The 21346-nt window shown below is 68.0% G+C and carries 21 protein-coding genes, 1 tRNA gene and 1 pseudogene; 14 read left to right on the top strand and 9 right to left on the bottom strand.

Going from position 1 to position 21346, the window contains the following annotated elements; translation table 11 throughout:
* Positions 1 to 22 precede the first annotated feature (22 nt).
* Together WB461_RS05040 and WB461_RS05035 are read right to left on the bottom strand one after the other, a co-directional pair.
* The gene (locus tag WB461_RS05040) at positions 23 to 1318 is read right to left on the bottom strand and encodes a D-arabinono-1,4-lactone oxidase (RefSeq protein WP_423851624.1); all 1296 of its coding nucleotides are present in this window, start codon (positions 1316 to 1318) and stop codon (positions 23 to 25) included.
* Positions 1315 to 2451 (bottom strand): amino acid deaminase/aldolase, encoded by a 1137-nt coding sequence (locus WB461_RS05035; RefSeq protein WP_423851623.1) that lies wholly within the window; start codon positions 2449 to 2451, stop codon positions 1315 to 1317. The genes WB461_RS05040 and WB461_RS05035 overlap by 4 nt, the downstream gene beginning before the upstream one ends.
* Positions 2452 to 2546: 95 nt before the next feature.
* Between WB461_RS05035 and WB461_RS05030 the strand changes: the two genes are divergently transcribed.
* Both WB461_RS05030 and WB461_RS05025 read left to right on the top strand, forming a co-directional pair.
* Positions 2547 to 3353, top strand: a complete 807-nt coding sequence (locus tag WB461_RS05030; protein WP_423851622.1) for a hypothetical protein — start codon at positions 2547 to 2549, stop codon at positions 3351 to 3353.
* A 90-nt stretch (positions 3354 to 3443) separates the two neighbouring features.
* Positions 3444 to 3516: transfer RNA gene (locus WB461_RS05025), tRNA-Thr, on the top strand.
* Positions 3517 to 3613: 97 nt separating this feature from the next.
* Here the strand turns inward: WB461_RS05025 and WB461_RS05020 are convergent.
* Positions 3614 to 3910, bottom strand: a pseudogene (locus WB461_RS05020) (Lrp/AsnC family transcriptional regulator); the annotation flags it as partial.
* 233 nt (positions 3911 to 4143) lie between these two features.
* Between WB461_RS05020 and WB461_RS05015 the strand changes: the two are divergent.
* The 4 genes from WB461_RS05015 to WB461_RS05000 are packed head-to-tail and all read left to right on the top strand — an operon-like array spanning position 4144 to position 7817.
* Positions 4144 to 5229: a thiamine pyrophosphate-dependent dehydrogenase E1 component subunit alpha gene (locus WB461_RS05015; RefSeq protein WP_423851621.1), complete on the top strand. Its 1086-nt coding sequence runs from the start codon at positions 4144 to 4146 to the stop codon at positions 5227 to 5229.
* The gene (locus tag WB461_RS05010; RefSeq protein ID WP_423851620.1) at positions 5229 to 6218 is read left to right on the top strand and encodes an alpha-ketoacid dehydrogenase subunit beta; all 990 of its coding nucleotides are present in this window, start codon (positions 5229 to 5231) and stop codon (positions 6216 to 6218) included. Before WB461_RS05015 ends, WB461_RS05010 begins: the two co-directional genes overlap by 1 nt.
* On the top strand, positions 6215 to 7531 hold the full coding sequence (locus tag WB461_RS05005; protein ID WP_423851619.1) for a dihydrolipoamide acetyltransferase family protein: 1317 nt from the start codon (positions 6215 to 6217) through the stop codon (positions 7529 to 7531). The genes WB461_RS05010 and WB461_RS05005 overlap by 4 nt, the downstream gene beginning before the upstream one ends.
* A gap of 22 nt (positions 7532 to 7553) precedes the next feature.
* Positions 7554 to 7817 carry a hypothetical protein gene (locus tag WB461_RS05000; RefSeq protein WP_423851618.1) on the top strand — a complete coding sequence of 88 codons (264 nt, stop codon included), beginning with the start codon at positions 7554 to 7556 and terminating at the stop codon, positions 7815 to 7817.
* Positions 7818 to 7827: 10 nt separating this feature from the next.
* On the opposite strand, the gene paaZ is transcribed toward WB461_RS05000, so the two are convergent.
* Complete coding sequence (gene paaZ, locus WB461_RS04995; RefSeq protein ID WP_423851617.1) at positions 7828 to 9864, bottom strand: phenylacetic acid degradation bifunctional protein PaaZ; 2037 nt, start codon at positions 9862 to 9864, stop codon at positions 7828 to 7830.
* Positions 9865 to 9964: 100 nt separating this feature from the next.
* On the opposite strand from paaZ, the gene paaA reads away from it, so the two are divergent.
* Genes paaA through paaI form a run of 6 tightly spaced genes read left to right on the top strand, consistent with a single transcriptional unit; the run spans position 9965 to position 14277 of the window.
* Positions 9965 to 10918, top strand: coding sequence for a 1,2-phenylacetyl-CoA epoxidase subunit PaaA (paaA, locus tag WB461_RS04990; RefSeq protein WP_423851616.1), 954 nt, complete (start codon positions 9965 to 9967; stop codon positions 10916 to 10918).
* On the top strand, positions 10915 to 11211 hold the full coding sequence (gene paaB, locus WB461_RS04985) for a 1,2-phenylacetyl-CoA epoxidase subunit PaaB (RefSeq protein ID WP_423851615.1): 297 nt from the start codon (positions 10915 to 10917) through the stop codon (positions 11209 to 11211). Before paaA ends, paaB begins: the two co-directional genes overlap by 4 nt.
* 13 nt (positions 11212 to 11224) lie before the next feature.
* Positions 11225 to 12166 (top strand): 1,2-phenylacetyl-CoA epoxidase subunit PaaC, encoded by a 942-nt coding sequence (gene paaC, locus WB461_RS04980; RefSeq protein WP_423851614.1) that lies wholly within the window; start codon positions 11225 to 11227, stop codon positions 12164 to 12166.
* Between the two features lie 14 nt (positions 12167 to 12180).
* Positions 12181 to 12711, top strand: a complete 531-nt coding sequence (gene paaD, locus WB461_RS04975; protein WP_423851613.1) for a 1,2-phenylacetyl-CoA epoxidase subunit PaaD — start codon at positions 12181 to 12183, stop codon at positions 12709 to 12711.
* Entirely contained in the window at positions 12711 to 13817 is a 1107-nt protein-coding gene (paaE, locus tag WB461_RS04970) for a 1,2-phenylacetyl-CoA epoxidase subunit PaaE (RefSeq protein WP_423851612.1), read from the top strand. Before paaD ends, paaE begins: the two co-directional genes overlap by 1 nt.
* A gap of 25 nt (positions 13818 to 13842) precedes the next feature.
* Entirely contained in the window at positions 13843 to 14277 is a 435-nt protein-coding gene (gene paaI / locus WB461_RS04965) for a hydroxyphenylacetyl-CoA thioesterase PaaI (RefSeq protein WP_423851611.1), read from the top strand.
* Here paaI and WB461_RS04960 read toward each other — a convergent pair.
* The 3 genes from WB461_RS04960 to WB461_RS04950 are packed head-to-tail and all read right to left on the bottom strand — an operon-like array spanning position 14274 to position 17328.
* Complete coding sequence (locus tag WB461_RS04960) at positions 14274 to 14900, bottom strand: TetR/AcrR family transcriptional regulator (protein WP_423851610.1); 627 nt, start codon at positions 14898 to 14900, stop codon at positions 14274 to 14276. The genes paaI and WB461_RS04960 overlap by 4 nt on opposite strands.
* Positions 14901 to 14930: 30 nt before the next feature.
* On the bottom strand, positions 14931 to 16094 hold the full coding sequence (locus tag WB461_RS04955) for an acyl-CoA dehydrogenase family protein (protein ID WP_423851609.1): 1164 nt from the start codon (positions 16092 to 16094) through the stop codon (positions 14931 to 14933).
* 40 nt (positions 16095 to 16134) lie between these two features.
* A complete protein-coding gene (locus WB461_RS04950; RefSeq protein WP_423851608.1) occupies positions 16135 to 17328 on the bottom strand; it encodes a homogentisate 1,2-dioxygenase in 1194 nt (397 codons plus the stop codon).
* Positions 17329 to 17397: 69 nt separating this feature from the next.
* Here WB461_RS04950 and WB461_RS04945 point away from each other — a divergent pair, with 69 nt between their 5' ends.
* Both WB461_RS04945 and fahA read left to right on the top strand, forming a co-directional pair.
* Positions 17398 to 18246 carry a hypothetical protein gene (locus tag WB461_RS04945; RefSeq protein ID WP_423851607.1) on the top strand — a complete coding sequence of 283 codons (849 nt, stop codon included), beginning with the start codon at positions 17398 to 17400 and terminating at the stop codon, positions 18244 to 18246.
* Complete coding sequence (fahA, locus tag WB461_RS04940) at positions 18243 to 19412, top strand: fumarylacetoacetase (protein ID WP_423851606.1); 1170 nt, start codon at positions 18243 to 18245, stop codon at positions 19410 to 19412. The genes WB461_RS04945 and fahA overlap by 4 nt, the downstream gene beginning before the upstream one ends.
* 28 nt (positions 19413 to 19440) lie before the next feature.
* On the opposite strand, the gene WB461_RS04935 is transcribed toward fahA, so the two are convergent.
* Together WB461_RS04935 and WB461_RS04930 are read right to left on the bottom strand one after the other, a co-directional pair.
* Positions 19441 to 20085: an IclR family transcriptional regulator gene (locus WB461_RS04935; RefSeq protein WP_423851605.1), complete on the bottom strand. Its 645-nt coding sequence runs from the start codon at positions 20083 to 20085 to the stop codon at positions 19441 to 19443.
* A gap of 123 nt (positions 20086 to 20208) precedes the next feature.
* Entirely contained in the window at positions 20209 to 21339 is a 1131-nt protein-coding gene (locus tag WB461_RS04930) for an AI-2E family transporter (protein ID WP_423851604.1), read from the bottom strand.
* Positions 21340 to 21346 lie beyond the last annotated feature (7 nt).

Genomic DNA, 21346 nt, shown 5'->3' with positions numbered 1-21346 from the left:
CCGAGTTGATCTGCGCGGCGGGTCAGCCCAGCACGCGGTCCAGGTAGGCGTTGCTGAAGGTGCGCTCGGGGTCCAGCTCGTCGCGAACCTGCACGAAGTCGTCGAACCGGGAGTATGCCTGCGCAAAGTAGCTGGCCCCGAGCGAGTGGATCTTGCCCCAGTGCGGACGTCCTCCGTGCGCTGTGAAGATGTCCTGTGCCGCCGCGAAGTACGAGCGGTAGTCGGTGCGCCAGTACTGATGTACGGCGACGTAGCAGTTGTCACGCTCGTGACCGGTCGACATCCACACGTCGTCCGCGGCGGTGAACCGCACCTCGATCGGGAAGGAGACCTTCTCGTGGCCCGCTTCGAACCACTGGCCGAGCTCGCGCAGGACCGATGGCAGGGCTTCGCGCGGCAACGCGAACTCCGACTCGCGAAATCGGACCGTGCGCGGTGACACGAACACGTTGTAGGAGTCGTCGACGTACTCACGAGCGCTCAGCGCCGAGCCCGCGATCGCGTTGACGCGGGGGATCCACGAGCGCTTGCGGGCCACGACTCGGTTGATTCCCTCAAAGGCGGTGTTGCTGAGGAACTCGTCGTCCAGCCAGTGCCGGAAACGGCTGACCGGCCGACGGGGTGTGCCGTCTGCGACCCGGTTGTTGCACTTGGTCAGCGCCTTCTCCGTGTGTGGGAACCAGTAGAACTCGAAGTGGTCGTTCTCCGCGACCAGCGAGTCGACCCGCTGAAGCACCTCCGGTAGCGCCATCGGCGCTTCGCGTGCGTGCAGCAGGAAGGCCGGTACGCACTGCAGCGTCACCTCGGTAACGATGCCGAGCGCACCGAGGCTGACTCGGGAGGCGCCGAACCAGCGGTGGTTCTCGTCGATCTCGAGCACCTCGCCGTCGGCGGTCACCAGCTGTACGCCGACGACTGCGGCGGAGATGCCGAACAGCCTCGCTCCGGTGCCGTGGGTTCCGGTCGAGACTGCCCCGGCGACCGACTGCGGGTCGACGTCACCGAGATTCGGCAGGGCCAGACCGAGGACCTTGAGCTTGGGGTTGAGCTCGTGCAGGGAGATGCCTGCCTCGACGCGAACGCGGCGGCTGTCCGAGTCGTGCGCGAGGATGCGGTTCATCCGCCCGAGCCGCAGGAGTATTCCGTCGGTCGCGCCGATTGCGGTGAAGGAGTGACTCGCCCCGACCGCCTTGATCGTCAGCCCGGCAGTGGTGGCCTCGCGCACGAGTCCCACAACCTCGGCGGTCGAGGCGGGATGGACGATGCGTACGGGGTGGGTCTGCTCACTGCGACTCCAGTTGGTCCAGGTCTGGGTCATCCGAAGTTCTTGCCCTCTCCGCGATAGGTGGGTGTGCGCGTTGTTCCGCCCCCTGGCGAGACGACTGCGACCTCGTCGAAGCGCTCGCACATCTCGCCGGCCTTGGCGTGCCGCATCACGACCCGATCACCGATGTGCAGGCGGCGCGCTGCGTCGCCCTTGACCGGACTCTGCACCTCGCCGGCGCCCTCGGTGCTGATCTGCTTGAGTCCGGCCGGCCAGACCGGTGTCGGTTGACGGTTCTTGTTGGTCGGCCCGGACGCGATGTAGCCACCGCCGGACAGCGTCGCGATGTCCGGCGACGGCTTGCGGGCCACCGAGAGCACGAAGTATGCCGCGGGGTGCGATTCGAAGGCGTCGTAGTTGTCGAACAGCGTCGGCGCGAACAGGCCGGAACCGGCGGTCAGCTCGGTGATCGCGGGATCTGCGCCGGTGACCTCGAGGCTGCCGGTGCCGCCGGCGTTGACGAGCTGGAGCGTGGCGTGCTCTGACACTGCGGTCACGACACGGGACCGGCGCTCGAGCAGGTCGGCGGCTGAGCGCTTCTTCACCAGGCGGATCGCGGCCGACGAGTCCGGCAGACCAGCGATCTGTGCGTCGTAGAACATGATGCCGACCAGATCGAATCCCGGCCGTCGTGCTGTCGCTGCGGCCAGCGCACCGGCCTGCTCTGCGCTGTGGACGGGGGAGCGACGTACGCCCAGGTGCGCCGGCCCGATCTTGAGGCTGGCGTCGACGTCGATGCACACGCGGATGGTGGGGTGGTGGCTGCCGAGCAGGCTGTCGATGTGGTCCAGCGACTCGGTGCTGTCGATCATGAGCGTGATCTGGGCCAGTCGACGCTCGTCCGCAACCAGATACTCCAGTGCAGGGCCACTGGTTGTCGGGTAGGCCAGCAGGATGTCGTCGACCCCGTTGTCCACGAGCCAGTTCGACTCCGACAGCGAGTAGGCCATCACCCCGGCAAAGCCGTCCCGTGCCAGCGCCGCGGTGATGATGGAGCGGACGCGCACCGACTTACTGGCGACGCGGATCGGCACGCCGTGGGCGCGGCGCACCAGATCGTCGGCGTTGGCCCGGAGCGACTGCTCGTCGATCACCGCGAACGGTGTGTCCAGTTCGCGAGTCGCCATGAGCAACCGTGCATAGGGTTCATTGCCGGAGTCTGCTGCCACGTCGTCAGTATGTCGCACCGTCGCGGAGCCAGCCGATCACCGATACTGGGCGGATGCGCGGGCTCACGGCACTCCTCCTGACAGCAGTCGTCTGCGTCGGATGCGCCAACGGCTCCCCTCCGCAGGCGAGCCCGACAACGGGGAAGGCAGCGATCAGCCTGGAGTCGCTCGGTGTGGACTGGCCCGCCGCGGGCGACGAGGTCGACCCGCCGAAGCTGCCCGCGGTTCCCGGCGGAATCAGCGAGGAGCTGATCGGGCGCATGGCGGGGATCCTGACGACGTGGGCCACGGCCGCGGCCCTCGACGACGGGGTGTGGCACGGCGCCGATCCGCTCGCGACAGTGAGCGCGGCCCTGCCCAAGACCGCGAGCGCGATGTTGCGCAAGCAGGTCAAGGGCGAGGTGTCGCCGCACCTCGCGGTCGCCAACGTCTTCGCGTCCGACGTGACGATCGTCGGCGTTCCGCGGATCACCTCGGCCTGGAAGTTGAGCAAGGCGAAGGACGATTCGGGCAGGCCCTACGCGCGCTTGGAGCTGCAGACCCGCACGGCGTACGAGGTACGGCTCGGCAGCGAGCCGTCTCGCGTCATCGGCCTGCTGCGGGTCCACGGCCTGACGGCCTATCCCGACACCACCGACGACTTCGGTGTGGCGGGAGGCTGGCAGGAGTTCGGCGCCGGTGACTGCTCGCTGGCGCTCGACGACGCCCTGCGGCCCGACAGCGACCTTGACCAGGCGGCCGAGGATCTCGCGACGTTCGTGAAGGTCGGAGACTCGGCGAAGCTTCGGATGCCTCCGTTGGGTGTGCAGGAGCAGGTGGACGCTGAGTACCTCAAGCGTTGCCGCGAGGGTCAGGTCTGACCTGAAGCGGTCGACCGGTTGTGCGAGCGCGGGGGTCTGGGACCCTCAAGTCGTCACCCACTACGATGGTGGCCGGGCCTCGGCCCGTACGCCTCTGTAGCTCAGTTGGTAGAGCGCCTCACTTGTAATGAGGATGTCGCGGGTTCGAATCCTGTCGGAGGCTCAGACTCTTCATCACGCTGGCTGCGGGCGGGTGATGACTCCTCGAACACCAGCAGGGTGCGGGTGCTGAGGACGCCCGGTATCGATTGGATCTCGTCGAGCACCAACCTGCGCAGGTCCGCATTGTCGCGTGCCCGCACCAGCATCACGACATCGAATTCTCCGCCCACGAGCGCGACGTGCTCGATGCCGGGCAGTGCTCGCAGCTCGTTGTGGATCTCGCGCCAGTTGGTCTGCCGCACATTCATCGTGAGGTATGCCGAGGTGCCCAGTCCGCGCGCGACCGGATCGATGATCGCGGTGTAGCCGGTGATGACGCCCGAACGGGTGAGCCGTTCGACCCGGGAGTAGGCATTGGCTCGGGAGATGTGTACCTGCTCGGCGAGCTGGCGCATCGAGAGTCGACCATCGGACTCGAGGGCCCCGATGATCTGCCTGTCGATGTCGTCGATCGGGGCTGCGGCCATCTGTCTCTCACTCCCGGTGTGACGTGCGTCATGGTGGATGTATGGCACGTTACAGGGCCGCCTGTCGAGACATCTTCTCGACTATGCGGGGGCGGTTGCATTCGCTTGGTATCCAAGCGCAAGGTTCTGTGAACACTAGTCTGCATCGAGAGGTGGTTCGCGTGTCGCATCGCGACCTCTTGCCGTCCGACCGGCCGGTCCAATTACTCACTCCCGACGGGGAGCGGATCGAGGACGGGGCGCACGCGTTCCCGGCCGACGACGACATGCTGCGGGCCCACGCGGCACTTGTCGTGGGTCGCCGCATCAACGATCAGGCGTATGCCCTGGTGCGGCAGGGCCGACTGGCGGTCTACCCGTCGTCGCACGGACAGGAGGCCTGCGAGGTGGCCGCAGCACTGGTCCTCGGCGAGCAGGACTGGCTCTTCCCGACCTATCGCGACACCGTCTCGATCGTTGCTCGCGGAGTCGACCCGGTCGGAGCGCTCGTGCTGCTCAAGGGTGACTGGCACTCCGGCTACGACCCCGTCAGCACGCGCGTCGCCCCGCAAGCCACTCCATTGGCGACGCAGCTCGTCCACGCGGTCGGAGTCGCGCATGCCGCCACGCTTCGCGGTGAGGACACCGTCGTCATGGCGATGTGCGGGGACGGCGCCACGAGCGAGGGCGACTTCCACGAGGCGCTCAACTTCGCCGCGGTGTTCAAGGCACCGGTCGTGTTCTTCGTGCAGAACAACGAGTACGCCATCTCCGTGCCGCTGGCTCGTCAGAGTGTCGCGCCATCGCTCGCTCACAAGGGCATCGGGTACGGCATCCCGGGGGAGCGCGTCGACGGCAACGACGTCGCGGCCCTGCTCGCGGTTCTGCGTGAGTCGGTCGAGTCGGCGCGGGCCGGAGGCGGTCCACGGCTCGTGGAGGCGCACACCTACCGGATGCAGGCCCACACCAATGCCGACGACGCGACCCGATACCGCCCGGACTCCGACGTCGCAGCGTGGCAGGACCGTGACCCGTTGCTGCGCAGCAAGGCCTATCTCATGAAGCGCGACCTCCTGAGCGATGCGCGGATGGCCGAGTTCGCCGACAAGGCCGAGCAGGTCGCCACCTCGATGCGCAAAGGCCTGATGACCGATGTCGAGCCGAATCCGGACGACCTGTTCGCCCACGTCTATGCGACGCCGACCCCACAGCTCATGGAACAGGCAGCGTTCCTCGCCGAAGAGCTGACCCGGGAGGAGGCTCGCTGATGGCCGAGCACACGAAGATGACGATGGCCCAGGCGCTCAACCAGGCGCTACGCGACGCGATGGAGGCCGATGACTCGGTTCTGATGTTCGGCGAGGACGTGGGCGCGCTCGGCGGAGTGTTCCGGATCACCGACGGCCTGACCGAGCAGTTCGGCGAAACGCGGTGCTTCGACACCCCGCTCGCGGAGGCCGGGATCATGGGCATGGCCGTCGGGCTGGCCATGAACGGCATGCGTCCGGTCGTCGAGATGCAGTTCGACGCCTTCGCCTACCCCGCCTTCGAGCAGATCGTGAGCCACGTCGCGAAGATGCGTAACCGCACCCGCGGCGCGGTCGGGATGCCGATCACTATTCGCATCCCGTACGCCGGTGGGATCGGCGGCGTCGAGCACCACTGTGACTCCTCCGAGGCCTACTACGTGCACACCCCGGGCCTGACGGTCGTTGCGCCCGCGACGGTCGCCGACGCCTACACGCTGATGCGCGAGGCGATCGCGTCTCCCGACCCCGTCGTGGTGCTCGAGCCGAAGAAGCTCTACTTCAGCAAGGACGAGGTCGATCTCGACGAGCCGCAGCCCGGCATCGGCCGCGCGGTCATACGGCGCGATGGCACTGACGCGACCCTGATCGCCTACGGCACCTCGGTACCGATCGCGCTCGATGCCGCCGACGCCGCAGCGGCCGAGGGGCGCAGCCTGCAGGTTGTCGACGTCCGGTCGCTCGTGCCGTTCGACGACGACACGGTGTGTGCCGCAGTGCGATCGACCGGCCGTGCTGTCGTCGTCGCCGAGGCTGCGGGCTTCGCAAGCGTGTCGTCGGAGATCGTCGCGCGCGTCACCGAGCGTTGCTTCCACCACCTGGCGGCGCCGTTGCGCCGGGTCACGGGATTCGACATCCCCTTCCCGCCGCCGAAGCTCGAGCACTTCCAGCTGCCCAGCGTCGACCGGATCCTGGACGCCGTCGACACCCTGCAGTGGGACGACCGATGAGCACCCAGACCTTCACCCTGCCCGACCTGGGCGAGGGACTGACCGAGGCCGAGGTCGTCCACTGGCTCGTTGCGGTCGGAGACGTCGTCGTCGTCGACCAACCGGTCGTCGAGGTCGAGACCGCCAAGTCGATCGTCGAGGTCCCGTCACCGTATGCGGGTCGGGTCAGCACGCTGCACGGGCAGGAGGGTGGCACGATCGACGTGGGACGACCGTTGATCTCGTTCCAGACGTCCGGGGACGAACCTTTGGTCCCTGCCGAGGTGGGCGAGCAGTACCGCGAGGAGGAGCAGGCCGGGTCAGGCAACGTGCTGATCGGCTACGGCACTCCTGAGAGCGCTGGCAGCGGACGGCGTCGCCGTCCCCGGGCCACCGAGTCCAACCCACCCGCTGCCGTGCCGCAGGGGGGCGCGGCCACGGGTGCGCAGTCCGTCCCGCGGGTCACCTCGCCGCTGGTGCGCCGACTGGCTCGCGAGGCGGGGCTCTCCGTTCGGCACATCACCGGGACGGGCATCGACGGTCTGGTCACCCGGCGTGACGTGCAGAAAGCGATCGATCAGGTCGATGGCGCGGAAACGGCTGTGGAGCAAGCCTCGGGCACCGGCGGCCGCACGGGGCTGGCCGTCGCGCGCCGCATCCCGCTGAGCGGATTCCGCAAGGCCGTCTCGACGGCCCTGTCGCGCAGCCGCAGCGAGATTCCGGAGGCGACGGTGTGGGTCGACGTCGACTTCACCGAGCTGTTCGCCATCCGTGCAGCGGCGCAGGCCGCCGGGAAGCCGGTGCCGGGCCTGCTGGCTTATCTCGCCCGGTTCACGGTCGCCGGTCTCCGAGCCCACCCCGAGCTCAATGGTGAGGTCGACACCGTGAAGGACGAGCTCGTGCAGTACGCCGGGATCAACCTGGGCCTCGCGGTCCAGACGGATCGCGGCCTGCTCGCACCATCGGTGCTCGACGCACACCTGCTGACCACGATGGAGCTCGACGTCGAGATCTGCCGGCTCACCGCGGCGGCTCGGGATGGGCGGGCGACGCAGGCTGAGCTCACTGGCGGCACCTTCACCCTCAACAACTACGGCGGGTTCAACGTCGACGGCAGCGCGGCGATCATCAACCATCCGCAGGTCGCGATCCTCGGTTTCGGCCGGGTCATCGACCGTGCCTGGGTCGTCGACGGAGAGCTCGCGGTCCGCAAGATCGCGCAGATGTCGTTCGTGTTCGACCACCGGGTGTGTGACGGCGGAACCGCAGCCGGCTTCATGCGGGTCGTCGCCGACGCAATCGAGTCCCCCGCCTCGGCCATCGCGAACCTCTGAAAGGAATGCCACGTGACCGTCGATGTCCTCGCCTCCTGGGACGGCGCGCTCTGCTCCACGCGGTACGACCGACGATGCGCGGTGGCGGCGGATCTTGTCGATCCATGCGGAGAACCTCGCTACGCTCAACGGCAGCTATTGGATTGGCCCCGACGTGGGCATGACCTCGGCTGACGCGACCCTCGACGACGTCTTCGGGTCCGCCCGGGCCCGCGGGATCAGCAGCGAGCAGGCTGCGCTCGACCTTGCCGCCGCGCGCCGCGGCGCCGCCCAACCGACCCGCTGAGCGGGTGACCTCAGCTGTCGAGGGTCTTGGCGACGAGGGTCAGCACGTCGTAGGTCGCGACGGGCTTGCCGTCGGCGTTGGCGACGACAGCGTCCCAGCGGACCTCGCCGTACTCGGCACTGTTGCGTGGGGTGATCTGCTTGACGGTGAGTGTCACGTCGATCGTGTCGTCAGCCTTGACCGGGGTCAGGAACCGGAGGTGGTCGACGCCGAAGTTGGCCAGGACCGGGCCGGGTTTGGGTTCGACGAACAGTCCCGCGGCGATCGAGACCACGAGGTAGCCGTGCGCGACGATCCCACCGAAGAGCGGGTTGGCAGTCGCCGCCTCGGCGTCCGTGTGGGCGTAGAACGCGTCGCCGGTGAATTCCGCGAAGTGCTCGATGTCGGCCAGGGTGATCTGCCGGGATGCCGACCGGATCGTGTCGCCGACCCGCAACTCGGCCAGGCTCTTGCGGAACGGGTGCTCGTCGTCGATGCGCTGCACCGAGCCCTTGATCCACTGCCCGGTGATCGCGGTGAGCATGTCAGGGGATGCCTGGATCGCCGTGCGCTGCATGTGGTGCAGGACGCCGCGAATGCCACCGAGCTCCTCGCCGCCGCCGGCGCGCCCGGGACCGCCGTGCACCAGCACCGGTAGTGGCGATCCGTGGCCGGTGGACTCAGGAGCGGCGTCGCGGTCGAGCACCAGGATGCGGCCGTGCCACGGGGCGAGCCCGAGCGTGACGGTGCGGGCGACCTCAGGGTCGCGTGTGATCAGCGATCCGGCGAGTGATCCCTGTCCGCGGGCGGCCAGTGCGATGGCTTCGTCGAGCGTCTCGTAGGTCAGCACGGTGCTGACCGGTCCGAACGGCTCGACGTCATGGGGCTCGGACGCGCCGGGCGCGGCCCGGAGCAGGATCGGCGACATGAACGCTCCGGTCTCTGCGTCGGCGTCTGCGACGTCCACGTGATCGGGATCGCCGAACACGATCTCGGCGGAGCCGCGCAGGGTCTGCACGGCCTTGCGCACCTCATCCCGCTGACCGAGGCTGGCGAGCGCGCCCATGCGAACGCCCTCGTTGGCAGGGTTGCCGACGGTGATCTTGGCCAGCTTGGCAATGATGGCGGCAACGACCTCGTCGGCCATCGCAGCCGGCACGATCGTGCGCCGGATCGCGGTGCACTTCTGTCCGGCCTTGACCGTCATCTCGGCGACCACGCCCTTGACGAACAGGTCGAGCTCCGCATCGTCGCCCGTGACGTCCGGGCCGAGGATCGAGCAGTTGAGCGAGTCGGCCTCGACGCCGAGCTGTACGCCGCCATGCAGCACCGCAGGGTGCTGGCGCAGCGTGGCGCCGGTGCTCGCTGAGCCGGTGAACGCGACCGAGTCCTGGGCGCCGAGCTGGTTGAGCAAGCCCTCCGGGTTGCCGCACAGCAGCTGCAACGAACCCTCGGGCATCAGCCCCGACTCGATGATGTGTCGCACGGTGAGCTCGGTGAGGTAGGCAGTCTGGCTGGCCGGCTTGACGATCGTGGGGAGCCCCGCGAGGAAGGCTGGCGCGAGCTTCTCCAGCATCCCCCACACCGGGAAGTTGAACGCGTTGATCTGTACCGCGACACCGGGACGCGAGGTCCACACGTGCTGGCCGACGAATAGCCCGGTCCTGCCGAGCTGCTCGGTGCCCCCGTCGAGGATCACGGTGTCATTGGGCAGCTCGCGGGTGCCCTTGCCGGCATAGCTGAACACCGTGCTGATGCCGCCGTCGATGTCGACCTGCGAGTCGCGCAGCGTCGCTCCGGTACGGGCAGACAGGGCGTAGAGCTCCTCCTTGTGCTCGCCCAGGTGCTTGGCGACGGCCTTGAGGATGGAGGCGCGCTGGTGGAACGTCAGTGCACGGACCGCTGGACCGCCGACCGTGCGCGCGTGGTCCACCATGGCTGCGAGGTCGAGCCCACTGGCCGAGATGCGCGCGACCTCGTCGCCGGTGGTGGCGTCGAGCAGGGGTGTGCCGTCATCGGTGGCGCGGAACCACGATCCGGCCGCGTAGCTCTCGAGCAGTGCACTCATGGGTCGTGAACCTTCCGTTGCGCGATCAGGATGCCGCGTGCAAGACTATTACAGACCGTTCGGTCAGTAAATGGTTGCGGACAAGAAAGCGGGAGGCGAGATGACCCTGGCACCCGTGATGGACCAGAGTGCGCTGCAGGCGTCGTTCGAGTCCACGATCGAGCAGCACGATCGCATCGAGCCGCGCGACTGGATGCCGGAGGCCTACCGCAAGACCGTGGTCCGCCAGGTCGCCCAGCACGCACACTCCGAGATCATCGGCATGCAGCCCGAGGGCGGCTGGATCACCCGCGCACCGTCGCTGCGTCGCAAGGCAATCCTGCTGGCCAAGGTGCAGGACGAGGCTGGTCACGGGCTCTACCTCTACTCCGCTTGCGAGACGCTCGGCGTCTCGCGCAACGAGCTGACCGAGATGCTGATCTCCGGGCGGCAGAAGTACTCGTCGATATTCAACTATCCGGCGCTCTCGTACGCCGACGTCGGCACGATCGGTTGGCTCGTCGACGGTGCCGCGATCTGTAACCAGGTTCCGCTGTGTCGCACCTCCTACGGGCCTTACGGTCGCGCGATGATCCGGGTATGCAAGGAGGAGTCGTTCCATCAGCGGCAGGGCTACGAGCTGTTGGCGACGATGATGCGCGGCACCGATGAGCAGCGGGCCATGGTGCAGGAGTCGGTCGATCGGTTCTGGTGGCCCGCGCTGATGATGTTCGGCCCGCCCGACGACGACTCACCCAACACAGCTCAGTCGATGGCATGGGGCATCAAGCGCAACACCAATGACGATCTGCGCCAGCGCATGGTCGACATGACCGTGCCGCAGGCCAAGGCACTCGGCGTCACCCTGCCCGACCCCGAGCTTCGGTGGAACCAGGAGCGTCAGTCCCACGACTTCGGCCAACCGGACTGGGAAGAGTTCAAGGACGTCATCAGCGGGAACGGGCCCTGCAACATCCAACGCATCGCGCATCGCAAGAAGGCCTGGGACGACGGCGCGTGGGTGCGCGAGGCCGCAACAGTGTTCGCAGCCCGGACCGAAGGAGTGCGCGGATGAGCGAGGAAGTTCAGGCCGAGTGGCCGCTGTACGAGGTGTTCGTCCGCGGCAAGCGCGGACTCAACCACGTGCACGTCGGTTCGCTGCACGCCGCCGATGACGACATGGCCGTGCGCCACGCACGTGACGTCTACACCCGTCGTAACGAGGGTGTCAGCATCTGGGTCGTGCGATCCGATGCCGTCACGGCCTCGAGTCCGGACGAGAAGGACCCACTGTTCGCGCCGAGCGGCGACAAGGTCTATCGCCACCCGACGTTCTACGACATCCCCGACGACGTCCCTCACATGTGATCGGGAGCTGACCATGAATCAGACCCCGGACCCGAGCCACGTGCCCGAGCATGACTCCGTCTATGACGGTCTGCTCGTCGGCGACGACTCGCAGTGGGCCTTCGGCACCGACTTCGAGGATCCTCTGGCCGGCGTCGACACGACCCCGCCGGACGGTGTCGACCTGCACGATCTGGCGGTCTACTGCCTGATGCTGGCCGACGACGCGCTGGTGATGTCGCAGCGACTGTCGCAGTGGTGCAGCAATGCGCCCGATCTTGAGGAGGACATCGCGCTGGCCAATATCGCGCTCGACCTGCTGGGTCAGGCCCGGCTTCTGCTGGCCCGCGCTGCGGCGGCTGACGAGACGATCGTCCCGATCCTGCCCGAGGGATCGCCGGTGCCGCCGGAGGATGCACTGGCCTACTTCCGCAGTGACCGTGACTTCCGCAACGTGCGGATGGTCGAGGCCGACAATGGTGACTTCGCGATGACGATGGCACGACTCCTGCTGTTCTCGACCTGGCGGCTCGCACTGTTCGAACGGCTCGCCACCAGCCGGGACCAGGTGCTCTCTGCCGTCGCGGTCAAGGGCGTCAAGGAGATGACCTATCACCGTGACTACGCCGCGCGCTGGTTCCTGACGCTGGCACAGGGCACCGCCGAGTCACGGCGCCGGCTGGTCGACGGTCTGGTCGCCACCTGGCCGTTGCAGACCGAGCTCTTCACGACTCATCCGGTCGAACGCTCCGTCGCTGCGGCGGGTGTCGGCGTGGACCCGGTGAGTGTCATGGACGAGGTCGACGTGCTGCTCAATCAGGTCTTTTCGGCCAGTGGCGTCGATCGCCCCGAGGTCGGTCCACTCGCTGGCGTCCGCGGCGAGACCGGACGCGACGGGCTGCACACCGAGGCATTCAGTCGGTTGCTCGCCGAGCTGCAGGTCGTGGCGCGGGCGCACCCGATGGGGGCCTGGTGATCGGTATGGTCGCAATGTCCTCACCCCCTCGCGGGACCGAGTCGATGCACATCGGTTCGACCGTCGCGCGTCGCGTCGTCGCGTCCGTGACCGATCCCGAGATGCCGATGCTGACCCTGGAGGACCTCGGGGTGCTCCGCGACGTCGAGGTGGTCGGCGACCGCGTCGTCGTGACGATCACGCCTACCTACTCGGGCTGTCCTGCGATGGCCACGATGCGGGACGACCTGGTGCACGCGCTGCACGACCACGGCTTCGACCAGGTCGAGGTGCGCGTGAGCCTGCACCCAGCCTGGTCGAGCGACTGGATCACCGAGCGCGGACGGCAGGCACTCACCGATCACGGCCTGTCGGCACCCGGCCCGGCCCCACGCCACGTCGGTCCGGTGCTGCTGTCGCTGCGGCCGACCCGTCGCACCCTGGTCTGCCCGCGTTGCGCATCGTCCGACGTCGAGCTGACCTCGGAGTTCGGCCCCACGGCCTGCAAGGCCCTCTATCGCTGCTCGGCGTGCCTCGAGCCGTTCGAGCACGTCAAGGAGATCTGATGACCTCGACCGGCACGACCACCGAGGAGACAGCCCCGGCGGGGGTGAGACCGCGAGCAGCTTTCCACACGCTCACGGTCACCTCGGTCGAGCGGCTCACAGATGACTCGGCGGCCATCACCTTCGATGTCCCCAGCGAGCTTCGACCCGTCTTCGACTTTCGTGCCGGTCAGTCGCTGACCCTGCGGCGCATGATCGAAGGTGCCGAGCAGCGTCGGTCGTACTCGATCTGCGCTGCGGTCGGCGCATCCCCGCGCATCGGGGTGCGCGAGATCCCCGACGGGTTGTTCTCGTCGTGGCTCGTGGGCGACGTGCGCCCGGGCGACCGGATCGACGTGCAGACCCCGACCGGCAGCTTCCGCGCGGATCCCGACGACGGCGGGCGCCACTTGTGCATCGCTGCCGGATCGGGCATCACGCCGATGATCTCGATCGCGTCGTCGGTGCTCGCGCACCCCGACGCCGAGGTGACGATGCTGTACGGCAACCGCACCAGCGGCTCGGTGATGTTCGCCGAGGAGCTCGCCGATCTCAAGAACCGGCACGGCTCGCGATTCGAGCTCGTGCACGTGCTCTCCCGCGAACCCCGGGACGTCGAGCTGTTCTCCGGTCGGCTCGAGGCGGATCGACTGCGCCGCCTGCTGACCGCGCTGGTGCCGATGGAGGCGCTTGACCACGTGTGGCTGTGTGGTCCGCTCGGGATGATCTCCGACGCCCGCGACGTGCTGGCCGAGCTGGGGGTGGCCCCCGAGCGGGTCCACTTCGAGCTGTTCTACGTCGACGAGCCGCCCCCGGAGCTGCATCGAGCCGATCAGGTGGTCTCGGGGATCACGAGCGACGTCACGATCGTGCTCGACGGACGCGCGACCACCGCACCGATGCCGCGCGACGAGAGTGTGCTCGACGGGGCCGCAGCGACCCGCAATGACCTGCCGTTCGCCTGCAAGGGCGGCGTGTGCGGCACGTGCCGCGCCCGGGTCACCTCCGGCGAGGTCGAGATGCGCCGCAACTATGCCTTGGAGGACGCCGAGGTCGAGGCCGGATACGTCCTGACCTGTCAGAGCCATCCCGTCAGCGAGAGCGTCACGGTCGACTTCGACGCGTGAGCACCCCCGAATCGAGGAGACGCAGATGAACCCACACGCGCTCGCCCGAGCCAGTGCCGAGCGGATGTGGGCCGGGGACCAGGCCAGTCGGCTGCTCGGCATGCAGGTCATCGATGTCGGACCAGGCTCGGCGCAGGTCTCGATGGACGTGCGTGCCGACATGGTCAACGGCTGGGAGGTCTGCCACGGCGGATTCGTCGCCTCACTCGCCGACACGGCGTTCGCTCTGGCCTGCAACTCCCATGGAGAGGTCACGGTGGCCTCCGGCTTCGACATCACCTTTCTGGAATCGGCTCATGCCGGCGACACCCTGCTGGCGACGGCAACCGAGCGCGCCTCCCGCGGCCGCACCGGGATCTATGACGTGACGGTCAGCCGGATCGCGGGTGACACCTCGCCGATGATCGCGGAGTTTCGCGGCCGGAGCCGCTCACTCGGACGCAACATCGCGGACCTCTAGGGCGACTCGCGCAGGCCCAACCCGTCGAACGCCAGCGTGGCGATCGACGTGGCCAGCACGTCCGTATCGACCGGACCGCCGGGGCGATACCACTCCACGAGGGAGTTGACGGTGCCGAACAGCAGACGGCTGATCAGGTCGGGCGGGATGTCGGCGCGCAAGGCGCCCTCGTCGACGGCAGCCTGGACCAGGCTCGCAAGCCGCTCGTCGATTCGACGTCGACGCTTCAGCGCGGCGAGCTCGACCTCGCTGTTGCCGTGCACTCGAAGCAGCAGGGTCACCGCCGGAAGGTGCGCGACCAGGATCTCGACCGACTCGTGCACGACGGTGCGCAGCCGATCGTAGGCGCTGGTGCCCGGGGCGGCCGCTGCGGCGGTGTCGACCGCGGCCGACAGGCCGTCAAGGGCTTCGTCGAGTGCCGCCGAGAGCAGGTGTTCCTTGCTCGGCACGTGGTGGTAGATCGCTGACTTGGTCAGGCCCAGCTCCTTGGCCAGATCGCCCATGCTGGTGCCGTCGTAGCCCTGCCGGTTGAACAGATCGATGGCACGCCGCAGCACAGTCTGCTGGTCGTACCCGGGTCGGCCGCGGCGCGGCGCTCCCGCTGGGTCCACCGACTCAGTCATGGCTCCAGCGTCTCACGAGGATGCTGTGACCTAGGCGAACGCCGACAGGCCGGTCAGCTCACGTCCGATGGTCAGCTGGTGGATTTCGGCGGTGCCCTCGTACGTCAGCACGGACTCCAGGTTGTTCGCGTGCCGCATGACGGCGTACTCGCCGGATATCCCGTTGGCCCCGAGGATCGTACGGGCCGTTCGGGCGATGTCGATCGCGACCCGGGTGTTGTTGAGCTTGCCGGCGCTGACCTGGGCCGGGGTGATGGTGCCGGCCTCCTTCAAGCGCCCGAGATGGACGCTGAGCAGCAGCGCGGTGCCGTGCGCCACGCTCATGTCGGCGAGCTTGGCCTGGGTCAGCTGGAAGGCGCCGATCGGCTTGTCGAACTGGATGCGGGTCGTCGCGTAGTCGATCGCCGCCTCGAGGCAGGATCGGGCCGCGCCGGTCGAACCGAAGATGATGCCGAACCGGGCCTCGTTGAGGGCGCTGAGCGGCCCGCGAAGACCTGTCACCCCGGGCAGCACCGCGTCGCCCGGCAGACGAACGTCCTCCAGCGTGATCTCGCTCGTCACCGAGGCGCGCATCGACATCTTGTGCTTGATCGCCCGACCCGAGAATCCGGGAGTGTCCGTCGGCACGACGAAGCCGCGGATCTTGTCGTCGGTCTGGGCCCAGATCACGACGACGTCGGCCACGCTGCCGTTGGTGATCCACATCTTCGAGCCGTTGAGCACCCAGTCGTCGCCGTCGCGCCGGGCACGGGTGCGCATGCCGTTGGGGTTGGATCCGTGATCGGGCTCGGTCAGTCCGAACGCGCCGATGAAGTCGCCGGCTGCCATGCCCGGCAGCCACTGCTGCTTGTGCTCCTCTGAACCGTAGGCGTGGATCGAGTACATCGCGAGCGAGCCCTGCACCGAGAACAGCGAACGCAGGCCACTGTCGATCGCCTCGAGCTCGGCGCTGGCGAGGCCGTACGCAGTGGGGCCGACGCCGGCGCAGCCGTATCCCGTCAGGTGCATCCCCAGCAGGCCGGTCGAGCCCATCTGCTTGGCGATGTCGCGCACCGGGAGCTCGCCGGACTCCGACCATTCCATGACGTGCGGAGCGAGCGCGTCGTGGGCGAATCGACGAGCCGTGTCGCGGATGGCTCGCTCTTCTTCGGTCAGCAGGTGGTCGACGTTGAGCAGGTCGTGACGAGAGTCCATGGGTTCACCTTCTCAGAGGCACTGACGCGGCGTCGGCCGGCTAGAGCTGGCGGCCGGCCCACGACCACGCGTAGACCCCGTCATCGGCCGCGAGCCCGCCCTCGCCGAGCTCCAGCGGGCGGAACGTGTCAACCATGACGGCGAGCTCGTCGAATGCCTCGACGCCGAGGCTCGCCTCGATCGCGCTGGGTTGCGGGCCGTGTGCGTACCCGCCCGGGTGCAGCGAGATCGAGCCGATCGCGATGCCTGAGCCCTTGCGCGCCTCGTAGTCGCCGTCGACGTAGAACATGACCTCGTCGGAGTCGACGTTGGAGTGGAAGTACGGCACCGGAACGGCGAGCGGGTGGTAGTCGACCTTGCGCGGGACAAAGTTGCAGATCACGAAGTTCTGGCCCTCGAAGACCTGGTGCACCGGCGGTGGCTGATGGATTCGTCCGGTGATCGGCTCGAAGTCCGCGACATTGAACGTGTAGGGGTAGAGGCAGCCGTCCCAGCCGACGACATCGAACGGATGGGTGTCGTAGGTCAGCGTGCTGCCGACGATGCCGCCCGGGCCGGAACCTCGATGCTTCACCAGCACCTCGACATCGCGGCCCTGCTGGACCAGCGGTGCGGTCGGGCCGTGCAGATCTCGCTCGCAGTACGGCGCGTGCTCGAGGAGCTGGCCGTAGCGGGACAGGTAGCGCTTGGGCGGTGCGACATGACTGTTGGACTCGATCGCGTAGGCCAGTACGACGCCGTCGGGGACCCAGCGGTGCGTCGTGGCGCGTGGGATCACGACGTAGTCACCGGGCCTGAAGGTGAGGCTGCCGAAGACCGTCTCGACCGTGCCGAAGCCGGACTCGATGAAGACGCACTCGTCTCCGATCGCGTTGCGGTACAACGCCGACGGCGCGCTGCCCACCGCGTAGGCGATGCGGACGTCGCCATTGCCGAGCACGAGCCGGCGGCCGGTCACCAGGTCGATGGTGGAGTGGTCGCTGCCAGCGAACAGCTCGGGCAGGCGAAGGTGGCGCGGCTTGAGCGGGTGGTTCGCGGTGGTCGTCTGGTCCGGGAGCTCCCAGACCTCCGAGGCGACGAGGGCGGACGGTACGCCGAGGTGGTAGAGCAGGGAGGAGTCGCTGGAGAAGCCCTCCTCGCCCATGAGCTCCTCGTGGTGGAGTGCACCTTCGGCGGTGCGGAACTGGGTGTGGCGCTTGGGCGGGATCGTGCCCACGCTGCAGTAGTAGGTCACGAGTCACTCCTGAAACCGAATAACGGATGAGAGTATCCGATAAACACACATTGCGATATCCTCCGAAGGGTGTCAACCCATCGCTGCTTCAACCGGCTGATCGACGATGCCGCGATCTTCCCGCCCGGCAATGCACCACTGGCCACCGCCGTCGCCGATCACCACGAGCATCGGGGCAGCGCGCATGCGTGGCTGGTCGGGCCACTGCTGGTGCGTGACCGCGACATCGCGGAGCTGGAGGAGCTGAATCACCAGCCGCTGCAGATCGGCGTCATCGCGACCTCCGGACCGGCCGAGCTCCACGAGGCCGTGCGCCGAGCCGCCAGTTCGCGTCACCTCACGGTGATCTACGTCGAGATCGCAGTTCCAGCCCACCCCGAGCTTCGTGCTGCGACGATCGACCTGCTTGGCGAGCTCGCGTGGGCGAAGGAGGGTCCCGTCGTCTCGATCGAGCTGCCCTTGCCCGGGGCCGAGGTGACAGCAGCATGGACCGCCGCAGTCGACGCGATTGGTGCAGCGGGACATCAGGTCAAGCTCCGGACCGGGGGAACGTCCGCCGAGGCACACCCCGGCGAGGCCGACCTCGCCACGGCGCTCGCGGTGCTGGTCGGTCGCAGACGCAGGTTCAAGCTGACCGCCGGCCTGCACCGGGCGGTCCGCAACACCCAGACCGGCACGGGCTTCGAGCAGCACGGATTCCTCAATGTGCTCGTCGCGGTGCGCGCGCTGCTGTCCGGGGCGAGCTCGGAGGAGGCCTCCGTGATCCTGACCGAGCGCGACCAAGGGGTGCTGGCTGCGATCGTGGCAGCGTGGGACGCTGATCAGATGGACGCCGTGCGAGAGATCTTCAGGGGCTTCGGAAGCTGCAGTGTCGGTGAGCCGTACGGCGAGCTCGTCGCCCTGGGGTTGGCCGAGTGAGCGCTGGATTCGGGCTGGCGCACCTGCCGTACGCGGCCGTCTCGCATGCTGGCCGTGAGTTCGTCGCCGTACGCCTGGGTGACGACGTCATCGATCTGGCCGCGCTGGCCGTGATCTCACCGCCACCGGCGGGCGTCGACGTATCAGTGCTGGCCGCTCCCGACCTCGGCGCGCTGATGGCGGCCGGCCCCGACACGTGGGCCGGGGTACGCGCGTGGCTGCAGGGCTCGCTCCTCTCCGGTCCGACGGCCGCGAGCATCCCGTTGGCCGACGTCGAGCCACGGATGCCGTTCGCGGTGGCCGACTTCGTCGACTTCTACGCCTCGCGGGAGCACGCGTCCAACCTCGGCCGGATCTTCCGTCCCGACGCAGAGCCGCTGCTGCCCAACTGGCGTCATCTGCCGGTCGGCTACCACGGGCGGGCCGGGACAGTCGTGCCGTCGGGCACGCCGGTCGCGCGTCCGAGCGGTCAGCAGCGTCCGGGCCCGGACGGCCGCCCCGGCTTCGGTCCATCACGAGCCCTCGACATCGAGGCCGAGCTGGGATTCGTGGTGGGCGCACCGAGTGTTCCGGGTCGACCGGTGGGCACGGGGGACTTCGACCAGCACGTCTTCGGCGTGACATTGCTGAATGACTGGTCGGCGCGCGACATCCAGGCGTGGGAGTACGTTCCGCTCGGACCGTTTCTCGGCAAGTCGTTCGCGACGTCGATCTCGCCATGGATCACGCCGCTCGCGGCCCTGCAGTCGGCGCGCGTCCCACTGCCGGGGCAGGACCCGGAGCCGCTGGACTATCTCATGGTCGAGGAGCCGGCCGGCTACGCGATCGACCTGGAGGTCGATCTCAACGGCACGGTGGTGTCGCGCCCGCCCTATGCGGCGATGTACTGGTCGCCGGCACAGATGCTCGCCCACATGACCGTCAACGGCGCCTCCCTGCGCACGGGCGACCTCTACGGCTCAGGGACGATCTCCGGTGCCGAACCAACCCGACGTGGGTCGTTGCTCGAGCTGTCGTGGGGCGGCGCTGAGTCATTCACGCTGGACGACGGCAGCACGCGCACGTATCTGGAGGACGGTGACACCGTGACGCTGCGCGCCACAGCAAGAGGTGCTGACGGCGAGCTGCTGACCCTCGGCGAGGTCACGGGCACGGTCATCGGCTAGCTGCCCGGGTGGCGAGGACTCTTCAGCATCAGCCGGACGTCAGGGCCTCGGACACGGCCTGCGCGGCTTTGAGCACCATCGGCTCGACGGCTGCGTCAATAGGGTGCAGGCTGACGATCCCGATCGACGCCTCGAGGCCGGGCACCCCCAGTATCGGAGCGGCCAGGCCCTCCGCGCCCGGTTGCAGCTCGCCGGAGGTGCTCGCCAGCGGAGAGGGGTCACCAGAATGCTGGCGTCCCAGCAGGATCGCCTTGCCCGCCGCCCCGGTGTCCAGCCGGTGCCGGGCGCCGACACGATAGGCCACGTGCAGGTCGCTGTGCCCGGGTTCGACCACCAGTAGTGCCACGGCGTCGTCGCCGTCGGCGATCGTCAGATGAGCAGTGGCTCGGCTCGCATCGGCCAGTCGGACCAGCTCCGCGTGTGCTCGCGACTTGAGCTCGGGGAGATACGCATGGCGAAATGCCATCATGCCGAACCCCGCCCCGAGCCGCCCCTGCTCGTCCCGCTGCAGCAGGTCGTGGTCCTCCAGCGTCACGATCAGTCGGTAGGCCACCGTGCGGCTGAAGCCGAGCGACTCGGCAATCTCGTTGATCGTGAAGCGGGAGCTCGATCCCGCGACGAGCGCCAGGATGCGCAGCCCGCGGTCCAGCGTCTGTGCCGTCTCGACCGCCATCGGGTCCTCCTTGGTCGTCAGGTGAGTGGGTGGCAGTGAGGAGCTGGATGGCTGCCATGTCGAGGCCTCGGGGAGCGGCACGTCGCGGGCCCGGTGCGGATCGAGTCGGAAGTCATGTCAGCGTCAGTCGTCGAGGGTCTCTGCGGCTTTGGAGTCGACCTTGGGCGCGAGGACGGAAACCGAGTCGTCGATGTGCTCGTTGGTGTAGCGAAGGATCTCCGCAATCGTGGCGGTGACCGGAACAGCCAGGAATGCGCCGGTGATGCCGAACAGCGTGCCTCCGGCCGTGACGGACATCAGCACCACCCCGGCATGGAGGTTCATGTTCTTGCCCTGCAACCAGGGCGACAGGACGTTGCCCTCGAGCTGTTGCACTCCGATGACGATGATGAGTGCGATCAGCGCGTCCTTGGGGTCATTGGTCACCAGGGTGACGAGGACCGCCAGGGCTCCGCTGACGAACGCACCGATGATCGGGATGTACCCACCGAAGAACGTGACGACTGCCAGCGGGATGGCCAGCGGAGATCCGAGGATGGCCAGGCCCACCCCGATGATGACGGCATCGATGAAGGCCACGAGGGTCTGGGTGCGGATGAAGCCGCCGAGGGTGTTCCACGAGCGGTTCAGCACCTCGGCCACGTGGGAGCCCGTGCGCGCACCGCCGAGCGTCGTGACCCATGGCAGGAACTTGTGGCCGTCCTTGATGAAGAAGAACGTCAACATCAGGATCAGGATCAGGTTGACGATCACCGAGGTCGCGGTGCCGATCGTCGAGAACACGCCTGAGCTGATCGCGCTGGCGCTGGATGCGACCTTCTCCTGCACGGCTTCGATCGCTCGGGTGATCTGGCCGTCGGACAGGTTGAGCGGCTCGCCGGTGACCCAGTCACGGATCTTTTGCAGACCGTCGGTGGCACCGGCGGCGACCTCGCCAGACTTGTCGGCGACCTGGGGGGTCAGGATCGCGACGATCCCCACGACGACCCCGATGAAGCTGAGCATGACCATCGCCGCGGCGAGCGCCGTCGGGACGCTGCGCGCACGCAGCCAGACCACCGGGGGAGCCAGGACGGTCGCCAGGATCAGCGCGAGAGACACCGGATACAGCACCATCCAGCTGTGGCCGATGATCCAGCCGATGACCCAGGCGGCCGCAGCGATGACGATGATGCGCAGTCCCCAACGCTGCATCCCCGCGAATCCCGCATCGATCACGACGCCACGGTCACGAATCTTCTCTTGTTCATTCACCTCCCCA

This window comes from Aeromicrobium sp., from assembly GCF_049587115.1.
Lineage (GTDB): Bacteria > Actinomycetota > Actinomycetes > Propionibacteriales > Nocardioidaceae > Aeromicrobium.
The sequence above is the reverse complement of the archived record's forward strand: the minus strand, read 5'-3'. Positions and strand labels throughout refer to the sequence as shown.